Raw genomic sequence first — 19,453 nt, forward strand, 5'->3', positions numbered from 1 at the left:
CGAGAAGCCCGCGGAACTGCGCCGGTTAAGCCTTCAATTTCCAATATATATGAATTATATCAGTCACTTAGATGTGCGTGGTGCACCCGGCGGGATTCGAACCCACGGCCCCCAGATTAGGAATCTGATGCTCTATCCTGCTGAGCTACGGGTGCGCCGCGGTTCGTGTAGCGGCGCGAGGCGGCGAGCGTCAATCGCCAGGTCAATTAACCGCATCGGGCGGGACGATCGGCACCAGCAGCGGCATCGCTGCAATCCCGTCATCGCGCAGCGCCTGCGCCTCCCCCGGCGAGGCCTGGCCGTGGATCAGGTCATGGGCGGCGCGGCCTTCGTGCATTGCGCGCGCCGCGTCGGCAAAATCGCGCCCTACCCAGCGCGATTGCGGCAGCATCTCCGCCTGCTTGGCGGCAATTTCGGCGACCACTCGGCGGACCAGTTCAGTGGACACGTCGCCCGCTGGCGCAGGCTGTTCCGGCATCGTCGGCGCCGTGACGACCTGCTGGTTTGACTTGGCACCGATCCGCGGCGCCATCACCGCTTTGCGGACGTCGCTGTCCCCGCACACCGGGCAGCCGATCAGCCCGCGCGTCTGTTGATCGGCGAAACTGTCGCTGCTCGCAAACCAGGCTTCGAAACGATGATCTCCGGCGGCGCAACAAAGGTCGAAAACGATCAAGGTCAGCCCAAACTCAAGCTAGGCCCAGCAGCGGGTCGAGCCCGCCGCGCGCCTCGAGCGCCGCCATGTCGTCGCTGCCGCCGATATGCTGTCCGTCGATGAAGATCTGCGGCACGGTGCGCGCGCCGCCGGCGCGTTCGACCATCGCGTCGAACCCGGCGCGGTCCATCGTCACGTCGATTTCCTGATATTCGGCGCCCTTGCGATCGAGCAGCGCCTTGGCGCGCGAACAATAGGGGCAGAGGAATTTGGTAAATACTTCGATCTTGGCCATGGCCTATCCTGTCATCATCTGATCCGACATATCGGAATCCAACGAAGCAAAGTCAAATATGTTGCTCGTCATCAGCGCCTCGGGAACGACGCGCGCCCAGGTGAGCGCCGACACCCGCGCCGCGCCGCTGCGCCGCAGGACCTTTGCCGCCGCGCGCAGGGTTGCGCCGCTGGCGTGGACGTCGTCGATCAGCACGACGTGCCGCGCTGCCACCCGCGCCCGGGCATCGCCCGCGAGCGCAAACGCCCCGGCGACGATCCGCTCGCGCTCGCGCCGTCCCTTGCCGCGCAGCGATGCGGTCGATTTGACCCGGAGCAGCAGGTGGTGATCACGCGGCGCGCCGGTGACGCGCGCCAGTTCGTCGACGACCAGCGCCGCCTGGTTGAAACCGCGCGACCACAGCCGCCAACGGTGTAGCGGCACGGGCACCAGCAGGATGTCGGCGGCGTCGCCAAGCGCGGTCAGTTGCCGCGCCATCAGCCGCGCCATCAACCGCGCGTGCCCGGTCCGCCGCCCATATTTCAGCCGCAGCGCTACGGTGCGCGCCACCGGGCCATAAGCCACCGCGGCCGGCGCGCCGTCGAAGGGCGGCAGGCTGGCAAGACAGGCGCCGCACGCGATCGGTCCGCCGGGCAGCGCCGTCGGCAACGGGATCGAACAGTGCGCGCAGGCGGGTCCGTCGAGGAATTCGAGCGACGTCCAGCACGCCAGGCAGAATTGCCGGTCTGCGCCGACGATGACGCCGCAGCCGGGGCAGCGCGGCGGCAGCGCATAATCAACGACCGCGCGGCCGACGGTTCGCAAGCCGCGGAACCATGCTCCGGGCGATACGCACTTTTCTTCGACATCCCCGGTCGCCGTGGCCATCCGCCGCTTGTGAAGCATCGCCGGGGGCGGCACAAGCGGCGCATGTCGCAGCCGCCCCGCCAGTTATTTTCCCCCGCCCGCCACCGCGCTCAGCGCGATCGGCTCGCGCACCTGCCCGCGTCGGCCAACTTCCTCGCGCCGATCATCGCCGACACCTTGCTCGACCGGCTCGCGATGGTGACGCGCGACTTTTCGCGCACGCTGCTCATCGGCGCGCACGACCGGGCGTTGATCGATCATTTGCGCGGCACTGGCAGCGCGCTGACGATCATCGAGGGGGGTCGCCAGTTGGCGGCGGCAATTGGCGCGCTGGCGGTCGAGGCCGACGCGATCGACCTGCCCTTGGCCAGTTTCGACCTGATCGTCTGGCCCGGCGGGCTCGAAAGCGTCAACGACGTCCCCGGCGCGCTGCTGCGCCTGCGCGCACTCCTTGCGCCTGACGGTCTGTTGCTCGGTGCATTCGTCGGCGACGGCAGCCTGCCGCGGCTGCGCCGCGCGGTGATGACCGACGGGGTGCGTCCGATCGCGCGGCTGCACCCCCAGATCGACCTCGCGGCAATGGGCAATCTGCTCCAGCGCGTCGGTTTCACCCTGCCCGTTGTCGATGTCGAGGCGTTGACGGTGCGCTACGGCGACTGGTTGGCGCTGGTTCGCGACCTGCGCGCGACCGGGCTTGCGAGCCGCCTGAGCCCTGCCCCGCCGCCGCTGACCCGCGCAGAAGTGGCGGAAATCGCCGCGGCCTTTGCGGCGCAGGCCGATCCCGACGGCCGCATCGCCGAAAGTCTGCGCCTCGTCCATTTCAGCGGCTGGGCGCCGCATCCGGATCAGCCGCAGCCCGCGCGGCGCGGCAGCGGCACGGCGTCGCTGAGCGACGCGCTCCAGCGGAAAGGCTAAACCAGCGCCTCCAGCAACCCGATCAGCGGCTTGTCGGCGGGCGGCATGGCCAAGCCGTGCAGTTCGACCGGACGCACCCAACGCAGCGCGCTGGCATGTTGGGCGACCGGCGTGCCGCGCCATTTGCGGCAGACATAGAGCAGCAAGAGCAAATGCCGCTCGCCCAGCATGTCGCTGGCGAAACAGGCAGGGGCGAGGCATGCTTGATCGACATCGATCGCCAGTTCCTCGCCGAGTTCGCGGATCAGCGCCTCCTCCGGGGTTTCACCCGGTTCGATCTTGCCGCCCGGAAACTCCCACAATCCCGCCATCGACAATCCGTCGGGGCGTTGCTGAACCAGCAGCCGGCCATCGCGATCAACCAGCGCCGCCGCGACGACGACAAGCCCTGTTTTTGGCGGTTTTCCGGGGTTTGACACGGACAAATTGTTAACCTTCCTATGCGACTATGGCTATCCTCGGGGAACATTATGCCAGTCAGGGGTGGAACAATGGGCAACATTTACAGGCTGATGCGGTCGACCAGGGCCGCCACAGCCGTCGAATATGGGCTGATACTCGCCCTGATCTTTCTCGCGGGCGTAACCGCGATCGGCGGCACCGCAAATTCCACCACCAAGATGTGGAACAATGTTTCGAATGCATCGACCAGCGTAATGTAGCCGGATCACCGTCCGATTTTGGCACAAGGCCTGGAAAGCCTTTAAGATTTTCAAAACCATATCGCTCTACACCGAACGCTGTCGGCACGGACCAGCGTGTCTACGGGATAGCGAGATCGGGAACCAGTCATGACATTCATCAAGAAATTCGTTCGGAGTACGAAGGCCGCGACCGCCATTGAATATGGCTTGATCGCTGCCCTGATTGCCGTTGCGGGCATCACGGCCATGGGCGCCGTCGGCAACAGCGTCAGCAACACGTTCAAAAAGGTCAACAACAACCTGAACACCGCGCCGTAACGATCGGCACCAGATCAAAAGCGGGCGGTGGAAACACCGCCCCTTTTTTTGTCTCGAAGCAGCCTGGTCAGCGGAGACCGCCCCGCAAGGTCCAGGCGATGACGGCAGAAACCTCCTGTTCAATTTTGGGACTGGCAGACCCGTTTACGCCAATCCCACCATTAAGATTTTCAAAACCTATTCGTCCTAAACCAGCCAGTGTTGACCCAGACCAGACCGTCAACAGGGTAAGTGAAATCAGGAGACCAGTCATGAAGTTCATCAAAAAGTTCGTCCGCGATACCAAAGCTGCGACCGCCATCGAATACGGCCTCATCGCCGCTCTGATCGCCGTCGCCGGCATCACCGCAATGGGTGCAGTTGGTAACAGCGTCAGCAACACCTTCAACAAGGTGAACACCAACCTGAACACCGCACCGTAATTACACGGTCGCAAAAAAAGAAAGGGGCGGTGGAAACACCGCCCCTTTTTTTGCCTGCTTACCGGTCAACGGCTCGCGTAGACGACGATTTTGACCTTTTGCCCCGGGGTCAACCGGCTCGACGCGGTCAGGCGGTTGAGCACCTGGAACCGTTCGGCCTGATAATTGCTGTACGCCATGCGCCGCGCCAGGCTGGCCATCGTATCGCCGCGCCCCACCGTCACCACGTCGATCCGCCGCGGCTTGATCGCCGCCGCTTCCGCCGCGCTGAGGCGCCGGACGCTGTTGAACATCGAATTGAACGTTCCCGTCCCGCCCGCCTTGGTCAGCGTAACGAAGTGGAACGCGCTGCTGCGCGAAAATTCATAGGCAAAAACCGTCACATCGACCTGCCCGGATTGGCTGGCGACGCGCGCGGTCGAATAGGAGGCGGGGACGCCGTTCACCGTGGTGCGCTGCACTGCGCTGGGGCTGATCGCAGTGTTTCCCGCGACCGATTTGAACGCCGCGGCGATGTAGGCGTTCATGTCGCCGCTGTACGGACCCGTCGTAAACTGCGCCTGCCCGCCATTGCCGCTGACCGTCACCGCGGTCGTACCATTCTGCATCCCGTAACCGTTGGGCACCGCGAATCGCAGCCTGAGGTCGGGGTGCAGGAATTGATTGCCTTCAACGACGCCCTGCGCCGGATCGTCGCCGTACAGAACATTGTCGATCGCGGCCAGAAAGGCGTCGGCATTGCGCGTCCCGCCGGTGCCGCCGACGCGGCTCGCCAGCGTCTGGGCGTTGCGGACGCGCGAGGCGGGATCGGGATGGGTGCTCGCCCATGCGGGCAGCGAGCGCGCATCGCCGCCCGACAATCGCGCGTCGAGGTTGGTCTGGTTGGCGAGGCTGGCCAGCATCGTCGACAGCGCCAGCGGGTCATAACCCGCGCTCCGCAGATATTGCACGCCTAGCTGGTCGGCCTGGAGTTCCTGACTGCGCGAGAAGCCCAGGGTCGCGAGCTGCGCGACCTGCATCGCATTATTCTGGAGCAGCCCGCCAAGCCCGCCGAGCACGCCTCCGCTGTCGCCGATCGCGCCGCCGAGCACCGCGCCAAGGACGCCGAGAATCTGGTTGCGCGTCGCTGCCGACTGGCGTTTCTTGCTGTGCTGGGCGGCGACATGGCCGACCTCGTGGCCCAGAACGCCGGCGAGTTCGGCTTCGTCGTTCATCAGCGCCATCAACTGGCGGGTGACATAGACATAGCCGCCGGGGATCGCGAAGGCGTTGTTCACCGGCGAATTGAGCAGCGTGACGGTAAAATCGTTGCGCGCGTTCGACAGCCCCGATTGCAGCGCGATATTCTGGCCGACGCGAACGACATAGGCCGTTTGTGGGCCGCTATACGCGCCGCCGAATTCGGCCATCAGCTGCGGATGCGCCTCGTCGCCCTGCTTGCGTTCGGACGGCGAGATATTGGTCGCGGTCTTGATCGCTTTCAGCTGCGCGTCGGCGGGACCGGTCAAGGCCAGGCTTCCAAGCGCCGCGGTCGCCGCCAGCTTGATTGCCAAGCCATTTTTCTTTGTTCGGGTCATCGGTTCACCTCCCACATGCTGCGCCTTCGTCCGGGAATATCCCTTCTGCGCGGCTAAGCAAGCCGCGCCTGAACGACGGCTTGCCAGCCTCTTGTCGGTGAACGCAAATCGCCGCGATCGGGTTCCGCGATTGCGGGCGGTCAGGCGCGCGGGGTCAGGCGCGTCCCATGGCGAGGAACTTCTCCTCGCGCGCCGCCAGGATCGCATCGCGCGGCAAGCCCGACAGGCTGTCCAGCTCCTGCGCGATCGCGTCGCCCAGCGCGGCGATGGCAGCATCGGGGTCGCGGTGCGCGCCGCCGACGGGTTCGGGGACGATGCGGTCGATGATCTTGAGCCCCAGCAAATCCTGCGCCGACATCTTCATCGCCGCGGCGGCATCGGCGGCCTTGTCGGACGTCCGCCACAGGATCGACGCGCAGCCTTCGGGCGAAATCACCGAATAGACCGCATGCTCGAACATCAGCACGCGGTTCGCCGCCGCCAGCGCGATCGCGCCGCCCGAACCGCCCTCGCCGACGATCGCCGCGACCATCGGCACACCCAGCGCCAGACATTGCTCGGTCGAGCGGGCAATCGCCTCGGCTTGACCGCGCTCCTCGGCCTGGATGCCGGGAAAGGCGCCCGAGGTATCGACCAGCGTCACCACCGGCAGGCCGAAGCGGTCGGCGAGCTGCATCAGGCGGATCGCCTTGCGATAGCCCTCGGGCTTCGCCATCCCGAAATTATGCTTCATCCGCGACGGAATATCGTCGCCCTTTTCATGGCCGATGACCATGACGCGGCGGCCGCGAAAGCGCGCCAGCCCGCCCAAAATCGCCTGATCGTCGCCAAAATTGCGGTCGCCGGCCAGCGGCATCCAGTCATCGAACAGCTCGGCGACATAATGTTTGAAATGCGGGCGGTCGGGATGGCGCGCGACCTGGGTCTTTTGCCACGGGGTCAGCTTCGCATAGATGTCGCGCAGCAATTTCGAGGATTTATCCTCCAGACGCGCGATGTCACTGTCGATATTGAGCGTGGGGTCGTCCCCCATTTCGCGCAGTTCGGCAATCTGCCGATCGAGCGCGGCGACCTGTTTTTCGAAGTCCAGAAAGGCTGTCATCGTCGGACCGCTAAGCCGATGGCGCCGCAACGTCAACGTCTGCCGACGCCGGCCCGACGTCCATTCGCGCCAGCGGGTGCCGCTGGTTGACCAGTTCGACCAGGCGGCGGCTATCGACATGGGTATAGATTTCGGTCGTCGCGATGTCGGCGTGCCCCAGCATCAGCTGCAAGGCGCGCAGATCGGCCCCGCCTTCGAGCAGATGGGTAGCAAAGGCGTGGCGGAGCACATGCGGGCTGACCGCGGTCGGGTCGATCCCGGTCCGCCCCGCCAATTCGCGCAGCATCTGGAATAGCCGGACCCGCGACACATGGCTCTTACCCGACGGGAACAGCCAGAGCGACCGGTCGGCGAGCAGCGGCAGCCAGCGATCGAGCGCGCCGCGGGCGCGATCCGACAGCGGCACCAGCCGTTCCTTGTCGCCTTTTCCCCGCACGATCAGATATTCGCGCTCCCCCGCCATCGCGCGGCGCGGCAGCGACACCAGTTCGCTGGCGCGTAGCCCCGACCCGTAGAGTAGTTCGAGCAGCACCAGCATGCGGATCGCGGCGGCAGGCGGCGTATCACCCGCAGCTTCCTCTTCGGCCTGCGCGAACAATCGCTCGACATGCTCGTGGGTCAGGATGCGCGGCAGCGGGCGGCGTGTCGATGGGCGCGCAATGTCGAGCGCCGGGTTGTCGGCGCGATCGCCCTCATCGAGCAGAAAGGCAAAAAACTGGCGCAGCGCCGACAGCTTGCGCGCCGCGCTGCTCGCCGCAAGCGATTGATAATCGGCCATCAATTGGCGCAACGCCGCCACGTCGGCATCGGCGAGCGGGCCTGTGACCAACTCCGCCGCCTGCGCCAGATCGCGGCGATAGGCGGCAAGCGTGTTGCGCGAAGCACCGCGTTCGGCCGCCATCATCTCGAGAAAGCGGTCGATCGCCGCTGCATCGGTCACCAGCCGTTCCTCGCCCAACCGGATAAAAGCAAAAGCCGTTCGTCCTGAGGAGTGGGCTGAGCCTGTCGAAGCCCCGTCTCGAAGGACATATGCCCAGGTCCTTCGAGACGCCAGTTCGACAAGCTCAATGGCTCCTCAGGACGAATGGCTGATAATGCGAAGCATAGCGTCAAACACGCACCAGCGCTTCGGCGGCGATCATCCGCGCCTCGGAAGCCAGTCCCACCTCACGCAGCGCGCGGACGATATGATAGAGATGATAGGGCGGCACTTTCGACCATTCGCCTTGCATCCCCGTCGCCGCGAGCAAGGCGACCATGCCCGGTTCGCGGCGCTCGGCGGCGGCCATGATCGCGCGCGACCAACGCGTCTGCTTGCCCAGATCGACCTCGAGGTCGTTTGCTGCCGACGCGGCGGCGTCCGCGTCGATCCGCCCCAGCCCGGCCAGCCCGGCAAGCAGGAATTTCGACCGCAGCATATCGGCGCTATCGTCGCTGCCCGAAAACTGTTCGATGGTGCCCGCGGTGGTGCCGGTCAACGGCCGCGGCGACCCGACCGCCAGCACACCCCACGCCCGGCTGCCCACCGTGACCGTTGGCACCCAGGCGATGGCATTGTCGTCAAAACCGCCCGCCAGCATCGATCCCAGCAGCTGCCACGGGTCGTCGCCAACCTCGGTGCGGACCGGCAGTGCTGCGGCGGCCCGCGCGGTCGATACCATTGCGGCATAACGCTGCACCGGGGTCGTGCCGGCGGCCCAGATCCCCTGCATCGCGGTATAGCGATCGGCGCCGCGCGCCGAACCGAATGCGGCGCGAAGCTGATCGGTTTGCGCCGCCAAAGCCTCGGCGGGTTCTTCCTCGCTTGCCGCGGCGCTCAGCAACGACACATAGGCTTCGCTCGACAGCACGCCGCGCGCCGACGCTTCGGGCGCCGCGGCAACGCGGCTCGCCATGTCGGTCATCGGCGCCAGCACCGTCCAGCCCTTGATATTGGCGGGCGCCGCGGTCCGCAGCGCTTCGGGAACCGGAACGGCGGTCGCGGTCGCCATGCCAAACCGCCAGCTGGTCAGCCGGTCGATATTGTCCCATTCGATCGTCGTCGAGCGGCGGCCGCTGCCCGTCGCGCCCAGCACGCGTTCGGCGAGCAATATGTCGAAGTTTGAAATCCGGCCGCTCGACCGCACCCGGCTGATCGCCCAGCCCGCCGGCCCCGCCTCGCCTGCCAGCCCCGAACAGATCGCCGCCGACAGCCGCCACGCCTGTTCGTCGCCATGGGCAAGGCCCGCGGGAACATAAGCGCACATGCCCGCCGGATCGGCATTGGCCAGATAGGTCTGCTGCGCCGCCGCGACCAGTCGCGGGCTGGCGCGGTCGTAATCGACCGCCTGAATGATCCAGCGCGCCGCAATCGATTCGCCCATTCGCAGCAGCAGCGACGCGCGCTCGGCGGCGAGATCGGCGCCATTGATCGTGTCGGGCGTATCGATGGCCGATACGAGCGCGCGGCGGAGCAATATCTGCCCCCAGCGCGAGGCGAACTGGCCATTGGTCCGCCGCATGATCGCCGCGGCATATTGACCGCGCACCCCAAAAGCATCGGGAGCGAGCCCGCCGGTTTCGGGGGTCAATGGCCCGATGCGGGTGAGCAGCCGCCGTGCACCGGGCGGCAGGTCATATTTCAGCGTGCCGGGCGCGACCTCTTCACCATCCTCAACTTCTTCGTCGGTCGCGTCGGTGGGCCCCCCGGCGGTATGGGCGGCGCCGACCGTTGCGGTCACCGGCGGCGGGACCGTGCCGTTTTTCGGCGTCGCGGTGGGTGTGGGGCTTTGCGACGGCGTTGGCGTCGGGCGCGGCGCCGGGGTTTCCGGTGAATTGCCAAAACCTTCGGGCAGCAGCGACTCCTGCGCGATTGCAGGCAGCACCAGCGCGGCGGCGAGCGCGGTGCCCGACAGGCCCAGGGTTAGCGTCAGCAGTTTTTTCGTCATTGCGCTGCGCTTTCGGCAATCTTGTCGGCCACGTCTACCCCAATCCTTCGCGCCCGTTCGGCCGCGCCGTCGTCCATCGCCGAAAACCGTTGTTCCGCGCGTCCCGGGCGGTATAGCCGCGCGCACCATGTCGCGAAACCCGAAAAGCCCGGCGCCAAACAGCGCGAGCGCGATCCCTACCGCGATCCGCGACCGCTCGATCGTGCTCGTCGGCCTGATGGGATCGGGGAAATCAACCGTTGGTCGCCGCCTGGCGGCCCGGCTCGGGATGCGCTTCGCCGACGCCGATGACGAAATCGAACGCGCCGCCGACATGACGATCTCCGATATTTTCGAACGCTTTGGCGAAGCGCATTTCCGCGACGGTGAGCGCCGCGTCATCGCCCGCCTGCTCGCCGAAAGGCCGATGGTGCTCGCGACCGGCGGCGGCGCCTTTATCAACGCCGAAACCCGCGCACTGATCCTGCAGAGCAGCCTATGCGTCTGGCTCGACGCCGATATTCCCACGCTCGTCGAACGCGTTGGGCGGCGCAGTCACCGTCCGCTGCTCAAGAATCGCGACCCCGGCGCGGTGCTGCGCGAGTTGGCGGCGGTGCGCAACCCGATCTATGCCGAGGCGCATCTGCGCGTCAGTTCGGCGAGCACCCCGCACGACCAGACGGTGCGCGCGATCCTGGACGCCCTGTCAAAGTGGGAAGAACCGCAATGGAACAGCTGACCGTCGACCTTGGCGCCCGCAGCTATCCGATCCTGATCGAGAACGGCCTGATCCGCGGCATCGGCGAGCATGTCGCACCGCTGCTGAAACGCCCGCGGACGATGATCGTCACCGACGCGCATGTTGCCGACCATTATCTGGTCCCGCTCGGCACGTCGCTGGCAATGGCCAATATCTCTTTTTCCTCCTTCGTCCTCGAACCCAGCGAAGCCACCAAAAGCTGGGCCGGGCTCGCACGGCTGACCGAATGGCTGATTGGCGAAGGGATCGAGCGCAGCGATCATGTCATCGCGCTGGGCGGCGGGGTGATCGGCGATCTCGTCGGCTTTGCGTGCAGCATCGTCAAGCGCGGCTGCCACTTCATTCAGGTGCCGACCACCCTGCTGGCGCAGGTCGACAGCAGCGTCGGCGGCAAGACCGCGATCAACGTAGCGGCGGGCAAGAACATGATCGGCGCGTTCCACCAGCCCGCGCTGGTGGTCATCGACCCGGCGACGCTCGACACGTTGCCGCGCCGCGATCTCGCCGCGGGCTATGCCGAAGTGGTCAAATATGGCCTGATCGACGATGCCGAATTCTTCGCCTGGTGCGAAACGCATGGCGCGGCGCTGCTCGCCGGCGACAGCGCAGCCCGCGCCCATGCGATTGCCCATAGCGTCACCGCCAAGGCGCGCATCGTCGCCGCCGACGAACGCGAGACGCAGGACATTCGGGCGCTGCTCAACCTGGGCCACAGCTTCGGCCATGCGCTCGAGGCCGAGACCGGCTATTCGGACAGGCTGCTGCACGGCGAAGCGGTGGCCGCGGGCATGGCGCTGGCGCACCGCTTTTCGGCCGCGCAAGGCCTTTGCTCGCGTTCCGACGCCGAGCGTGTTGCTGCGCATCTCGCCGCCGTGGGCCTGCCGCACGATCTGGCGAGCGCCGGGGTCGGCGCCGACGGGGCGACGCTGGCGGGCCATATGGCGCACGACAAAAAGGTCCGCGGCGGCAAGCTGCCGCTGATCGTGACCCGCGGCATCGGGCAGAGTTTTGTTACCGACGAATTCGGGCTGGATGCGGTGGCGGCGTTTCTGGACGGCGAGCGGGTGCGCTAGACGCCAGCCGCCGCCTCGCCCTCTTCCTTAGCCAGCTTTGCCGCGCGCCGCCGTTCGCGCAGCGTTTCCAGCACGCTTGCCGCCTGCCGTCCGCCGCCCGCGATAAAGCGGTGGTCCATCCCCGCGGTCAGATCGCCTTCGCTGATCTGGGCGTGCAGGCGCTCGGCATCGAGGTGGCGCAGCGCCTGTTCGACATCGGCGATCTCGTCGGCGCCGACGTCAATCTGTTGCAGCGCCAGCAGCCCCAGCGCGATCGAGCTTTCAAAGGTTTCGCGCACCGCACCATCGACCCCGACGCCGTCGATCGCCATCAGCTGGCGGCGGTCGAACACCCGGGTCAGGATCTTGGCCTTGGGAAACGCCGCGACGATCGGCGCCAGCACCGCCGCATCGAAGCTTCGGTCGTCGGTGCAAAAAATGATCAGTCGGGCATGTTCGGCGTCGGCGCGGCGCAGGACATCAACCTTCAACCCGTCGCCATAATAGACCTTGGTATTGAAACGCCCCGATGTCTCGATCTGGCTGGCCTTTTTGTCGATCAGCGTCACGGAACAATCGACCGCGTGCAGCATCTGCGTCACGATCTGCCCGAACCGGCCAAAGCCGACCACGATCGCCGACCCGCGCGGCGCATGTTCGGGATCGTCAAGATCGGCTTCGACGCTTTCGGGGGCAAATTCCAGGTTGCGCGCGAACAGCATCAGGAACGGGGTCGAAATCATCGACAACGTCACGACGGCGCTGAACAGGCTGGCCGCCTCGGGCGCGATCAGCTGCGCTTCGGTTGCCTGCGTGAACAGCAGAAAGCCGAATTCGCCGCCCTGGCTGAGCAGCAGCCCCAGCCCCAGCGCGACGCTCCACGGTTTGCCGAACAGGCGAACGATGACGGTCAGCACCGCGACCTTGACCGCGACCAGCCCGGCGGCGAGCGCCACGACGCGCAGCGGATCGTCGCGAATGACATTGAGGTCGAGCACCATGCCGACCGCGAGGAAGAACAGCCCGAGCAGGACGAGGCGGAAGGGTTCGACATCGGCCTCGATCTCGTGCCGATAGGGCGAATCGGCGAGCATCACCCCGGCGATGAACGCGCCCAGTGCGGTCGACAGGTGCAGGCTGTGCATGAACGCGGCGCTGGCGAGCACGACGAGCAGGCCGACGACCACGAACAATTCGCGCTCGCCATAACGCCCGATGATCCGCAGCAGCGGGTTGACGACAAAGCGTCCGGCGAGGACGAGGACGACGATCGCCCACACCGTGAAAAATGCCATCTCCCACCCCGGCGGCGCCGACGGATCGGCGGGCGCGCGCGACAAAGCGGCGACGATCGTGATCATCGGCACGATCGCCAGATCCTGGAACAAAAGGATCGAAAACGCCTTTTCGCCGAACGGCGAATTGATCCGGCCCGAACTTTTCAGGCTGGGCAGCACCTGCGCGGTCGACGAAAGCGCGAGCGGCAGCCCGAGCGCCAGCGCCGCCTGCCAGCTGAAGCCCAGGGTCAGGAAAATTAACCCGGACAGGATCAGCCCGGTCACCACGACCTGCGCCAGACCCAGCCCGAAGATCGCGCGGCGCATGTCCCACAGGCGGCGTGGATGCAGTTCGAGCCCGACGAGGAACAGCAGGAAGGCAATGCCGATTTCGGCAAAGGCGAGCTTCGATTCGCCGCCGCCGACCAGCCCCAGGCCATAGGGGCCGACCAGCGACCCGGCGATCAGATAGCCGAGCACGGCGCCCAGCCCGAGACGGCGGAACAGCAGCACGAACAAGGTCGCCACGCCGAGGAGGATCGCGCCCTCGAACAGCGCCGTATCGGTCGCCTGTTCCGCCGCGACTTCGGTCGCGGCCGCGGTGATCGTCAGCAGGCTCACACCCGCGCACCCTGTTTTTCGAGCGCCAGGATCGCGGCGTCGAACGGCAGCAGGATGGCGCCCTGCCGCGCCGGATAGTCGCGCGCCGGGGCGAGCAAGTCGAACCCCGGCCAGTCGGGCGCGTCGCCGGTGCCTCCGAACCAGCCCGCGATCGCATCGCGCACGCCGCGTATTTCGCCCAGACCCTGTCCCGTCACATGCCGCGCGAGCAACGTCGCGGCGGCCTGTCCCAGCGCGCAGGCCTCGACATGCATGCCGATCCCCGTCACCCGTCCCGCGTCATCGGCGTCAAGGTCGAGCAGGATCCGGCTGCCACACAGCGGCGCGCGCGCGGTCGCGTGATAGCGCGCGTCGGGATTGGGCAGATGTTCGGCCGTCGCGACCGCCAGCGCCAAAATGTCGCGGTTATACAGCGGCGCACTCATGGCGTTGCCGCCTCGGCCGCACGCGCTTCGGCGCGGCGCTCGGCGATCACCTTGCTCAGCGCCTGGCTGGTCGCATTGAGCGCCGGATATGTGCGGCTGTCGGTCATCCACGCCGGGCGCTGTGCGTTGCCGTAACCGATGTCGTAAAGCAGCGTCAGCCCCATGAAACCGAGCGCCGCGATCATCAGGCCTTTGACCGCGCCGAACCCCGCGCCCAGTCCGCGGTCGAAGCCGCCGACCAGCGACGCGCGGCTGCGCTTTCCCATCGCGCGCGACCCCCATTTGGCAAAGGCGAACACCCCGCCGAACAGCAAGACGAACGCCAGCATCGCCGCGCCGCCACCGCTGCCGACCCACCCGGTGAGCAGGTCGGTGACTATGGCGTGAAAGAACCGCACCGCCGCGATCGCCAATATCCAGGCGAGCAACGTCGTCACTTCCTGCACCAGGCCGCGCGAAAAACCGAGCACCGCACTGCCGCCGACGAGCGTCAGCACAAGAATATCCAGAGCTGTCAGACTTGCCATTTCCGCCCGCGATAATCTCTCATTTGGTTCAGACCCAAATCCGTTCGTCCTGAGGAGCCATTGAGCGAAGTCGAAATGGCGTCTCGAAGGACACCAGCGCAACGCAAAGTCCTTCGAGACGGGCTCTTCGACAGGCTCAGAGCCCTCCTCAGGACGAACGGCGTTGAAAGGCCCGACCTAATCGCGACCGAGCATCAGGTCAACGAGTTCGCCGAGCCGTTCGAAACCGGTCACCGAAATCCCGCCGACCGGCTTCATCCCCTTTGGCCCCCAGCCGCGCGAAAAACCCAGCTTTGCCGCCTCGCGCAGCCGCAGCCCGTCGTGCGACACCTGCCGCACCTCGCCCGACAGCGACAATTCGCCGAACACGATCGCATCGGCCGGCACCGGCCGCTCGCTGAACGCCGAAATCAGCGCCGCGGCAACCGCCAGATCGGCGGCGGGGTCAGTCAAACGGTAACCGCCCGCAATGTTGAGATAGACTTCGGCGGCACCCATCTGGAGCCCACAGCGCGCCTCCAGCACCGCGAGGACCATCGCCAGCCGCCCGCTGTCCCAGCCGACCACTGCGCGCCGCGGCGTCGCCCCGCTCGCCAGCCGCACGGTCAGCGCCTGCACCTCGACCAGCACCGGGCGGGTGCCCTCCAGTGCGGGAAACACCACCGATCCCGGCACATCGCGGCTGCGGTCGGTCAGGAACAGGCTCGACGGGTTGCTCACTTCGCCCAGCCCGTCCTCGCCCATCGCGAACACCCCGATCTCGTCGGTGCCGCCAAAGCGGTTCTTCACTGCACGCAGGATGCGATATTGATGGCTGCGCTCGCCTTCGAACGCCAGCACGGTGTCGACCATATGTTCCAGCACCCGCGGCCCCGCGATCGTCCCGTCCTTGGTGACATGCCCGACCAGCACGATCGCGGCGTCGCTGTCCTTGGCATAGCGGATCAGTTCCTGCGCGCTGGCGCGGACCTGGCTGACCGTCCCCGGGGCGCTGTCGATCAGGTCGCTGTGCATCGTCTGGATCGAATCGATGACGACAAAATCGGCAGTCTGCCGATCGAGCGTCGCCAAGATGTCGCGCACCGACGTCGCGCTGGCGAGCGCCACCGGCGCATCGCCGAGCCCCAGCCGCTGCGCGCGCAGCCGCACCTGCGCCGCCGCTTCCTCGCCGCTGATATAGACGACCGACTTGCCCGCCTGCGCCAGCCGCCCCGCCGCCTGCAACAACAAGGTCGACTTGCCGATCCCCGGATCGCCGCCGATCAAGGTCGCCGACCCCGCAACAAAGCCACCGCCGAGTGCGCGGTCGAATTCCGCGATGCCGCACAGCATCCGGTCGGGCATCTTGCTTTCGGCATTCAGCGTTTCGAGCGCGATCGTGCGCCCGCCCTTGCTCAGGTCATGCTTGGCCGAAAAGACCGTCTCGCCCGCTTCCTCGACCAGCGTGTTCCACTCGCCGCAATCGGCACATTGCCCCTGCCAGCGATAGGTGGCGGAGCCGCAATTCTGGCAGACATATTGGCGTTTCGCTTTGGCCATGATTGGCGCATAATCGGAACAAACGTGGAACGCTAGTCCTTTTCCATGACCGCCAGCCCCTTCTCCATTCTCGTCACCCCGGACTTGATCCGGGGTCCATGCAACACCGCTGCTATAGATGCCGGATCAAGTCCGGCATGACGAAGAAAGGCAGCGACGGTTCAGTTTTCGCAGCCATTGCTCTAGGGCATTCAGCAACCCCCGAATCGCCCTTCCGACAGAAAGCCAATCCGATGAAATTCTTCGCCGACACCGCCGAAATCGCCGACATTCAGGAACTCGCCGCGACCGGCCTGCTCGACGGGGTCACCACCAACCCGTCGCTGATCGCCAAGTCGGGGCGCGATTTCAAGGAAGTGACCCGCGAAATCTGCGCGCTGACGACCGGCCCGGTGTCGGCGGAGGTCGTCGCGCTCGATCACGATACGATGATGCAGGAGGCAGAGATTCTCCGCAAAATTGCCGACAATGTCTGCATCAAGGTGCCGCTGACGATCGACGGGCTGAAAACTTGCAAGGCGCTGACCAGCGATGGCACGATGGTCAATGTCACGCTCTGCTTTTCGGCGGCGCAAGCTTTGCTGGCCGCAAAGGCGGGCGCGACCTTTGTCTCGCCGTTCGTTGGCCGTCACGACGACAATGGCTTCGACGGGATGCAGCTCATATCCGACATCCGGCTGATCTACGACAACTATGGCTATGAGACCGAAATCCTCGTCGCCAGCGTGCGCCACGGCATCCACGTGCTCGAGGCCGCAAAGATCGGCGCCGACGTGATGACCGCGCCCCCGTCGGTGATCAAGGGGCTGTTCAAGCACATCCTGACCGAAAAGGGCATCGAAGGCTTCCTGGCGGATTGGGCGAAAACCGGTCAGTCGATCTGATTGATCCTCCCCATTTGCGGGGAGGTGGCAGCGCGCAGCGCTGACGGAGGGGGTCGGCGTCCTTGCGCGACGCCGCTTTATGCAGCCCGCCCCCTCCGCCACCTTCGGTGGTCGCCCTCCCCGTTCCGGGGAGGATTACAGTTGACGTAAACGTCAACCAACCGCGATACTCCTGCCAAAGGGAGAGATTCGCGATGACCGACACCACCATCTTAACCGAACGCCGCGGGCACTTGTTGATCATCACGATCAACCGGCCCGAGGCGCGTAACGCGGTCAATGCCGCGGTCCATATCGGCATCGGCAACGCGCTCGAAACCGCTGAAACCGACCCCGAAATCCGCGCGGTCGTGATCACCGGCGCGGGCGACAAGAGCTTTTGCGCCGGCGCCGATCTGGTCGCCCTGTCGCGCGGCGAAAGTCTTTATCCCGACGATCCGGCGCAACAGGCTTGGGGATTCGCCGGCATGGTGTCGCACCCGATCTCGAAGCCGATCATCGCCGCGGTCAACGGCTTCGCGTTCGGCGGTGGCTGCGAGATCGCGCTGATGAGCGACATCATCATCGCGGCCGATCACGCGCAATTCGGGCTGCCCGAAGTCAAGGTCGGACTGTTCGCCGCAGCGGGCGGCGCGTTCCGTCTTGCCCAGCAACTGCCGCGCAAGCTGGCGATGGAATATATGCTGACCGGCGACCCGATCCCTGCCGCGCGCGCCGCCGAATTCGGCCTCGTCAACCATGTGGTGCCGCTCGCCGACCTGCTGCCCACCGCGATCGCGCTGGCCGAGAGGATCGCCGCCAACGCGCCGCTGTCGGTGCAGGCGTCGAAGCGCGTCGCACTTGGCATCCAGGACGGGCGGATTGCTGCGGACGCGCCCTATTGGGAGCACAACACGATCGAACGCAGCGCCTTGATGCGCAGCGAGGACGCCCGCGAAGGCCCGCGCGCCTTCGCCGAAAAGCGCAAGCCCGAATGGAAAGCGCGCTAAAATGACGACGACTATAAGTCCCCAATTTCCGTTCGCATCGAGCGAAGTCGAGATGCCCATCGGCTTGGCGCTTGCCTGCGAGGTGTCTCGACTTCGCTCGACACGAACGGAGAATTGGAATGACTGACCCCGAGCGTATTCCCGTCATCATCGGGGTCGGACAGGTCAATGACCGACCCGCCGATCCCGATCAGGGGCTGGATTCGCTTGGGCTGATGGTCGCGGCGCTCAAGGTCGCCGCCGATGACGCTGGCGTATCGCTCGCCGATCTCGACAGCCTCGCGATCGTCGATCAGATCAGCTTCCACCACCTCGGCAAGCTGTGCGAACCCCTCGCCGCCGCCATCGGCGCGAAGCCCGCGATCAACTATCAATCCGCCGCGCCGCACGGCGACACGCCGGTGCGCCTGCTCAACGAGGCTGCCAACCGGATCGGCGCGGGCGAGATAAAACTGGCGGCGGTGGTCGGCGGCGAGGCGCTGCGCACCGCCGCGGGGCGTGCCGCCAAGGCGGCGAGCGGCGAGGACAAAAGCTATAATGCGATCCGCAAGGTCGCGACGCGGCGCGAACCCAACTACGCTCAGTTTCACGGTCTTGCAGCACCGGTCGATGTCTATCCGCTCTATGAAAACGCGACCCGAGCCGCGTGGGGGCAAAGCCTGTCCGCCGCGCAGGCCGAGAGCGCCGGAATATGGTCACGCTTTTCCGAAGTTGCGGCGGCGAACGACGGGGCGTGGATCCGCAAGCCTGCAACCCCCGACGACATATTGACCATCGACGAACGCAACCGCCCGATCGCCTTCCCCTATTCGAAGCTGATGGTCGCCAATTCGTCGGTTAACCAGGGCGCGGGCTTCATCGTCGCCAGCCTGGCCGAAGCCTGGCGCCGCGGCATTCCGGAGGACCGCCTGATTTACGTTGGCATGGGCGCCGCGGCAAAAGAGCCCGCGAGCATCCTCCACCGCGACCGTTATGACGGCAGCGTCAGCATGGAAACCAGCATCCGCCGCACCCTCGCGCTCAACGGCATGACCGCGCAGGATTTCGACCATGTCGAACTGTACAGCTGCTTTCCCTGCGTGCCCAAAATGGCGCGGCGCATCCTGGACTGGCCGGTTGATCGCCCCGCCACCGTGTTTGGCGGGCTGACCTTTGGCGGCGGCCCGATCGCCAATTATATGAGCCACGCGATCGTCTCGATGGTCGGCAAATTGCGCGGCGAGGGTCGCACTGGCTTCCTGTTCGCCAATGGCGGGTTCGCCACCGACAATCATTGCATCGTGCTGGGCAAAGACCCGATCGCCGCCGCCAGTTTCCCACAGGATTTCGACTATCAGGCCGAAGCCGAAGCAAAACGCGGCACAGTTCCAGACCTGATCGAAGACTATGCCGGACCCGCGACGATCGAAAGCTACACGGTCTTTTACGGCCGCGACGGCAGCCCGAAAGCCGGGGTCGTCGTGGCGCGCACCCCCGATGGCGAGCGCACCCTGGCGCATGTCGATGTCGCCGACGCCGCGATGCTGGCGTTCCTGACCGACGGCACCGCCGAACCGGTCGGCACCGCAGGCAGGATTGCGGCGCTGGAGGACGGATTCGGCTGGCGCGCCACCTGAGGTGCACCAGTCAATCATGCCGCTAAACTTCGGACCGGATCGATGATATTCTCCCGCGAAATGGGGGAGTTGAAACGATGCGA

The 19,453-nt window shown here is 66.0% G+C and carries 21 protein-coding genes and 1 tRNA gene; 9 read left to right on the forward strand and 13 right to left on the reverse strand.

The annotated features are described in order from the left end of the window. Positions 1–78: 78 nt before the first annotated feature. The 4 genes from J2X44_RS14650 to J2X44_RS14665 form a co-directional block, all read right to left on the reverse strand. Positions 79–155 (reverse strand) — tRNA-Arg (locus tag J2X44_RS14650). Positions 156–202: 47 nt separating this feature from the next. After that, positions 203–676, reverse strand: a complete 474-nt coding sequence (locus J2X44_RS14655; RefSeq protein ID WP_310085559.1) for a DUF1178 family protein — start codon at positions 674–676, stop codon at positions 203–205. Positions 677–689: 13 nt separating this feature from the next. Beyond that, complete coding sequence (gene grxC / locus J2X44_RS14660; RefSeq protein ID WP_310085562.1) at positions 690–950, reverse strand: glutaredoxin 3; 261 nt, start codon at positions 948–950, stop codon at positions 690–692. A 3-nt stretch (positions 951–953) separates the two neighbouring features. Beyond that, the gene (locus tag J2X44_RS14665; protein ID WP_310085565.1) at positions 954–1,817 is read right to left on the reverse strand and encodes a ComF family protein; all 864 of its coding nucleotides are present in this window, start codon (positions 1,815–1,817) and stop codon (positions 954–956) included. A 42-nt stretch (positions 1,818–1,859) separates the two neighbouring features. Here J2X44_RS14665 and J2X44_RS14670 point away from each other — a divergent pair, with 42 nt between their 5' ends. Continuing rightward, a complete protein-coding gene (locus J2X44_RS14670; RefSeq protein ID WP_310085567.1) occupies positions 1,860–2,711 on the forward strand; it encodes a methyltransferase domain-containing protein in 852 nt (283 codons plus the stop codon). Here the strand turns inward: J2X44_RS14670 and J2X44_RS14675 are convergent. Continuing rightward, positions 2,708–3,136, reverse strand: a complete 429-nt coding sequence (locus J2X44_RS14675; RefSeq protein ID WP_310085571.1) for a (deoxy)nucleoside triphosphate pyrophosphohydrolase — start codon at positions 3,134–3,136, stop codon at positions 2,708–2,710. The genes J2X44_RS14670 and J2X44_RS14675 overlap by 4 nt on opposite strands. Before the next feature lie 87 nt (positions 3,137–3,223). Between J2X44_RS14675 and J2X44_RS14680 the strand changes: the two genes are divergently transcribed. The 3 genes from J2X44_RS14680 to J2X44_RS14690 all read left to right on the forward strand — a co-directional run bounded on the left by J2X44_RS14680 (position 3,224) and on the right by J2X44_RS14690 (position 4,095). Then, positions 3,224–3,373, forward strand: coding sequence for a Flp family type IVb pilin (locus J2X44_RS14680; protein WP_310085574.1), 150 nt, complete (start codon positions 3,224–3,226; stop codon positions 3,371–3,373). A gap of 129 nt (positions 3,374–3,502) precedes the next feature. Further along, positions 3,503–3,673, forward strand: a complete 171-nt coding sequence (locus J2X44_RS14685; protein WP_310085576.1) for a Flp family type IVb pilin — start codon at positions 3,503–3,505, stop codon at positions 3,671–3,673. Positions 3,674–3,924: 251 nt separating this feature from the next. After that, the gene (locus J2X44_RS14690) at positions 3,925–4,095 is read left to right on the forward strand and encodes a Flp family type IVb pilin (protein ID WP_137752146.1); all 171 of its coding nucleotides are present in this window, start codon (positions 3,925–3,927) and stop codon (positions 4,093–4,095) included. 65 nt (positions 4,096–4,160) lie between these two features. Here J2X44_RS14690 and J2X44_RS14695 read toward each other — a convergent pair whose 3' ends face one another. The 4 genes from J2X44_RS14695 to J2X44_RS14710 all read right to left on the reverse strand — a co-directional run bounded on the left by J2X44_RS14695 (position 4,161) and on the right by J2X44_RS14710 (position 9,701). Then, the gene (locus J2X44_RS14695) at positions 4,161–5,672 is read right to left on the reverse strand and encodes a M48 family metalloprotease (protein ID WP_405053375.1); all 1,512 of its coding nucleotides are present in this window, start codon (positions 5,670–5,672) and stop codon (positions 4,161–4,163) included. Between the two features lie 154 nt (positions 5,673–5,826). After that, positions 5,827–6,774 (reverse strand): acetyl-CoA carboxylase carboxyltransferase subunit alpha, encoded by a 948-nt coding sequence (locus J2X44_RS14700; RefSeq protein WP_310085580.1) that lies wholly within the window; start codon positions 6,772–6,774, stop codon positions 5,827–5,829. A gap of 10 nt (positions 6,775–6,784) precedes the next feature. Then, positions 6,785–7,717, reverse strand: coding sequence for a tyrosine recombinase (locus tag J2X44_RS14705; RefSeq protein ID WP_310087079.1), 933 nt, complete (start codon positions 7,715–7,717; stop codon positions 6,785–6,787). Positions 7,718–7,883: 166 nt separating this feature from the next. Continuing rightward, complete coding sequence (locus J2X44_RS14710; protein ID WP_310085581.1) at positions 7,884–9,701, reverse strand: hypothetical protein; 1,818 nt, start codon at positions 9,699–9,701, stop codon at positions 7,884–7,886. 127 nt (positions 9,702–9,828) lie between these two features. Between J2X44_RS14710 and J2X44_RS14715 the strand changes: the two genes are divergently transcribed. Together J2X44_RS14715 and aroB are read left to right on the forward strand one after the other, a co-directional pair. After that, positions 9,829–10,419: a shikimate kinase gene (locus tag J2X44_RS14715; RefSeq protein WP_310085584.1), complete on the forward strand. Its 591-nt coding sequence runs from the start codon at positions 9,829–9,831 to the stop codon at positions 10,417–10,419. Continuing rightward, entirely contained in the window at positions 10,407–11,513 is a 1,107-nt protein-coding gene (aroB, locus tag J2X44_RS14720; RefSeq protein ID WP_310249328.1) for a 3-dehydroquinate synthase, read from the forward strand. Before J2X44_RS14715 ends, aroB begins: the two co-directional genes overlap by 13 nt. Here aroB and J2X44_RS14725 read toward each other — a convergent pair. From J2X44_RS14725 to radA, 4 genes are all read right to left on the reverse strand, one after another. Continuing rightward, on the reverse strand, positions 11,510–13,390 hold the full coding sequence (locus tag J2X44_RS14725) for a cation:proton antiporter (RefSeq protein ID WP_310085589.1): 1,881 nt from the start codon (positions 13,388–13,390) through the stop codon (positions 11,510–11,512). The genes aroB and J2X44_RS14725 overlap by 4 nt on opposite strands. Further along, a complete protein-coding gene (locus tag J2X44_RS14730) occupies positions 13,387–13,815 on the reverse strand; it encodes an iron-sulfur cluster assembly scaffold protein (protein WP_310085593.1) in 429 nt (142 codons plus the stop codon). The genes J2X44_RS14725 and J2X44_RS14730 overlap by 4 nt, the downstream gene beginning before the upstream one ends. Further along, a complete protein-coding gene (locus J2X44_RS14735; RefSeq protein ID WP_310085596.1) occupies positions 13,812–14,342 on the reverse strand; it encodes a CvpA family protein in 531 nt (176 codons plus the stop codon). Before J2X44_RS14735 ends, J2X44_RS14730 begins: the two co-directional genes overlap by 4 nt. Positions 14,343–14,519: 177 nt before the next feature. Continuing rightward, a complete protein-coding gene (gene radA / locus J2X44_RS14740; RefSeq protein ID WP_310085599.1) occupies positions 14,520–15,881 on the reverse strand; it encodes a DNA repair protein RadA in 1,362 nt (453 codons plus the stop codon). A 233-nt stretch (positions 15,882–16,114) separates the two neighbouring features. Here radA and fsa point away from each other — a divergent pair, with 233 nt between their 5' ends. The 3 genes from fsa (at position 16,115) to J2X44_RS14755 (ending at position 19,370) form a co-directional block, all read left to right on the forward strand. Then, complete coding sequence (gene fsa, locus J2X44_RS14745) at positions 16,115–16,765, forward strand: fructose-6-phosphate aldolase (RefSeq protein WP_194953603.1); 651 nt, start codon at positions 16,115–16,117, stop codon at positions 16,763–16,765. Positions 16,766–16,959: 194 nt separating this feature from the next. After that, complete coding sequence (locus J2X44_RS14750) at positions 16,960–17,754, forward strand: crotonase/enoyl-CoA hydratase family protein (protein ID WP_310085602.1); 795 nt, start codon at positions 16,960–16,962, stop codon at positions 17,752–17,754. A 119-nt stretch (positions 17,755–17,873) separates the two neighbouring features. Continuing rightward, complete coding sequence (locus tag J2X44_RS14755) at positions 17,874–19,370, forward strand: acetyl-CoA acetyltransferase (RefSeq protein WP_310085605.1); 1,497 nt, start codon at positions 17,874–17,876, stop codon at positions 19,368–19,370. Positions 19,371–19,453: the final 83 nt, after the last annotated feature.

The organism is Sphingopyxis sp. BE259 (assembly GCF_031457495.1).
Lineage (GTDB): Bacteria > Pseudomonadota > Alphaproteobacteria > Sphingomonadales > Sphingomonadaceae > Sphingopyxis.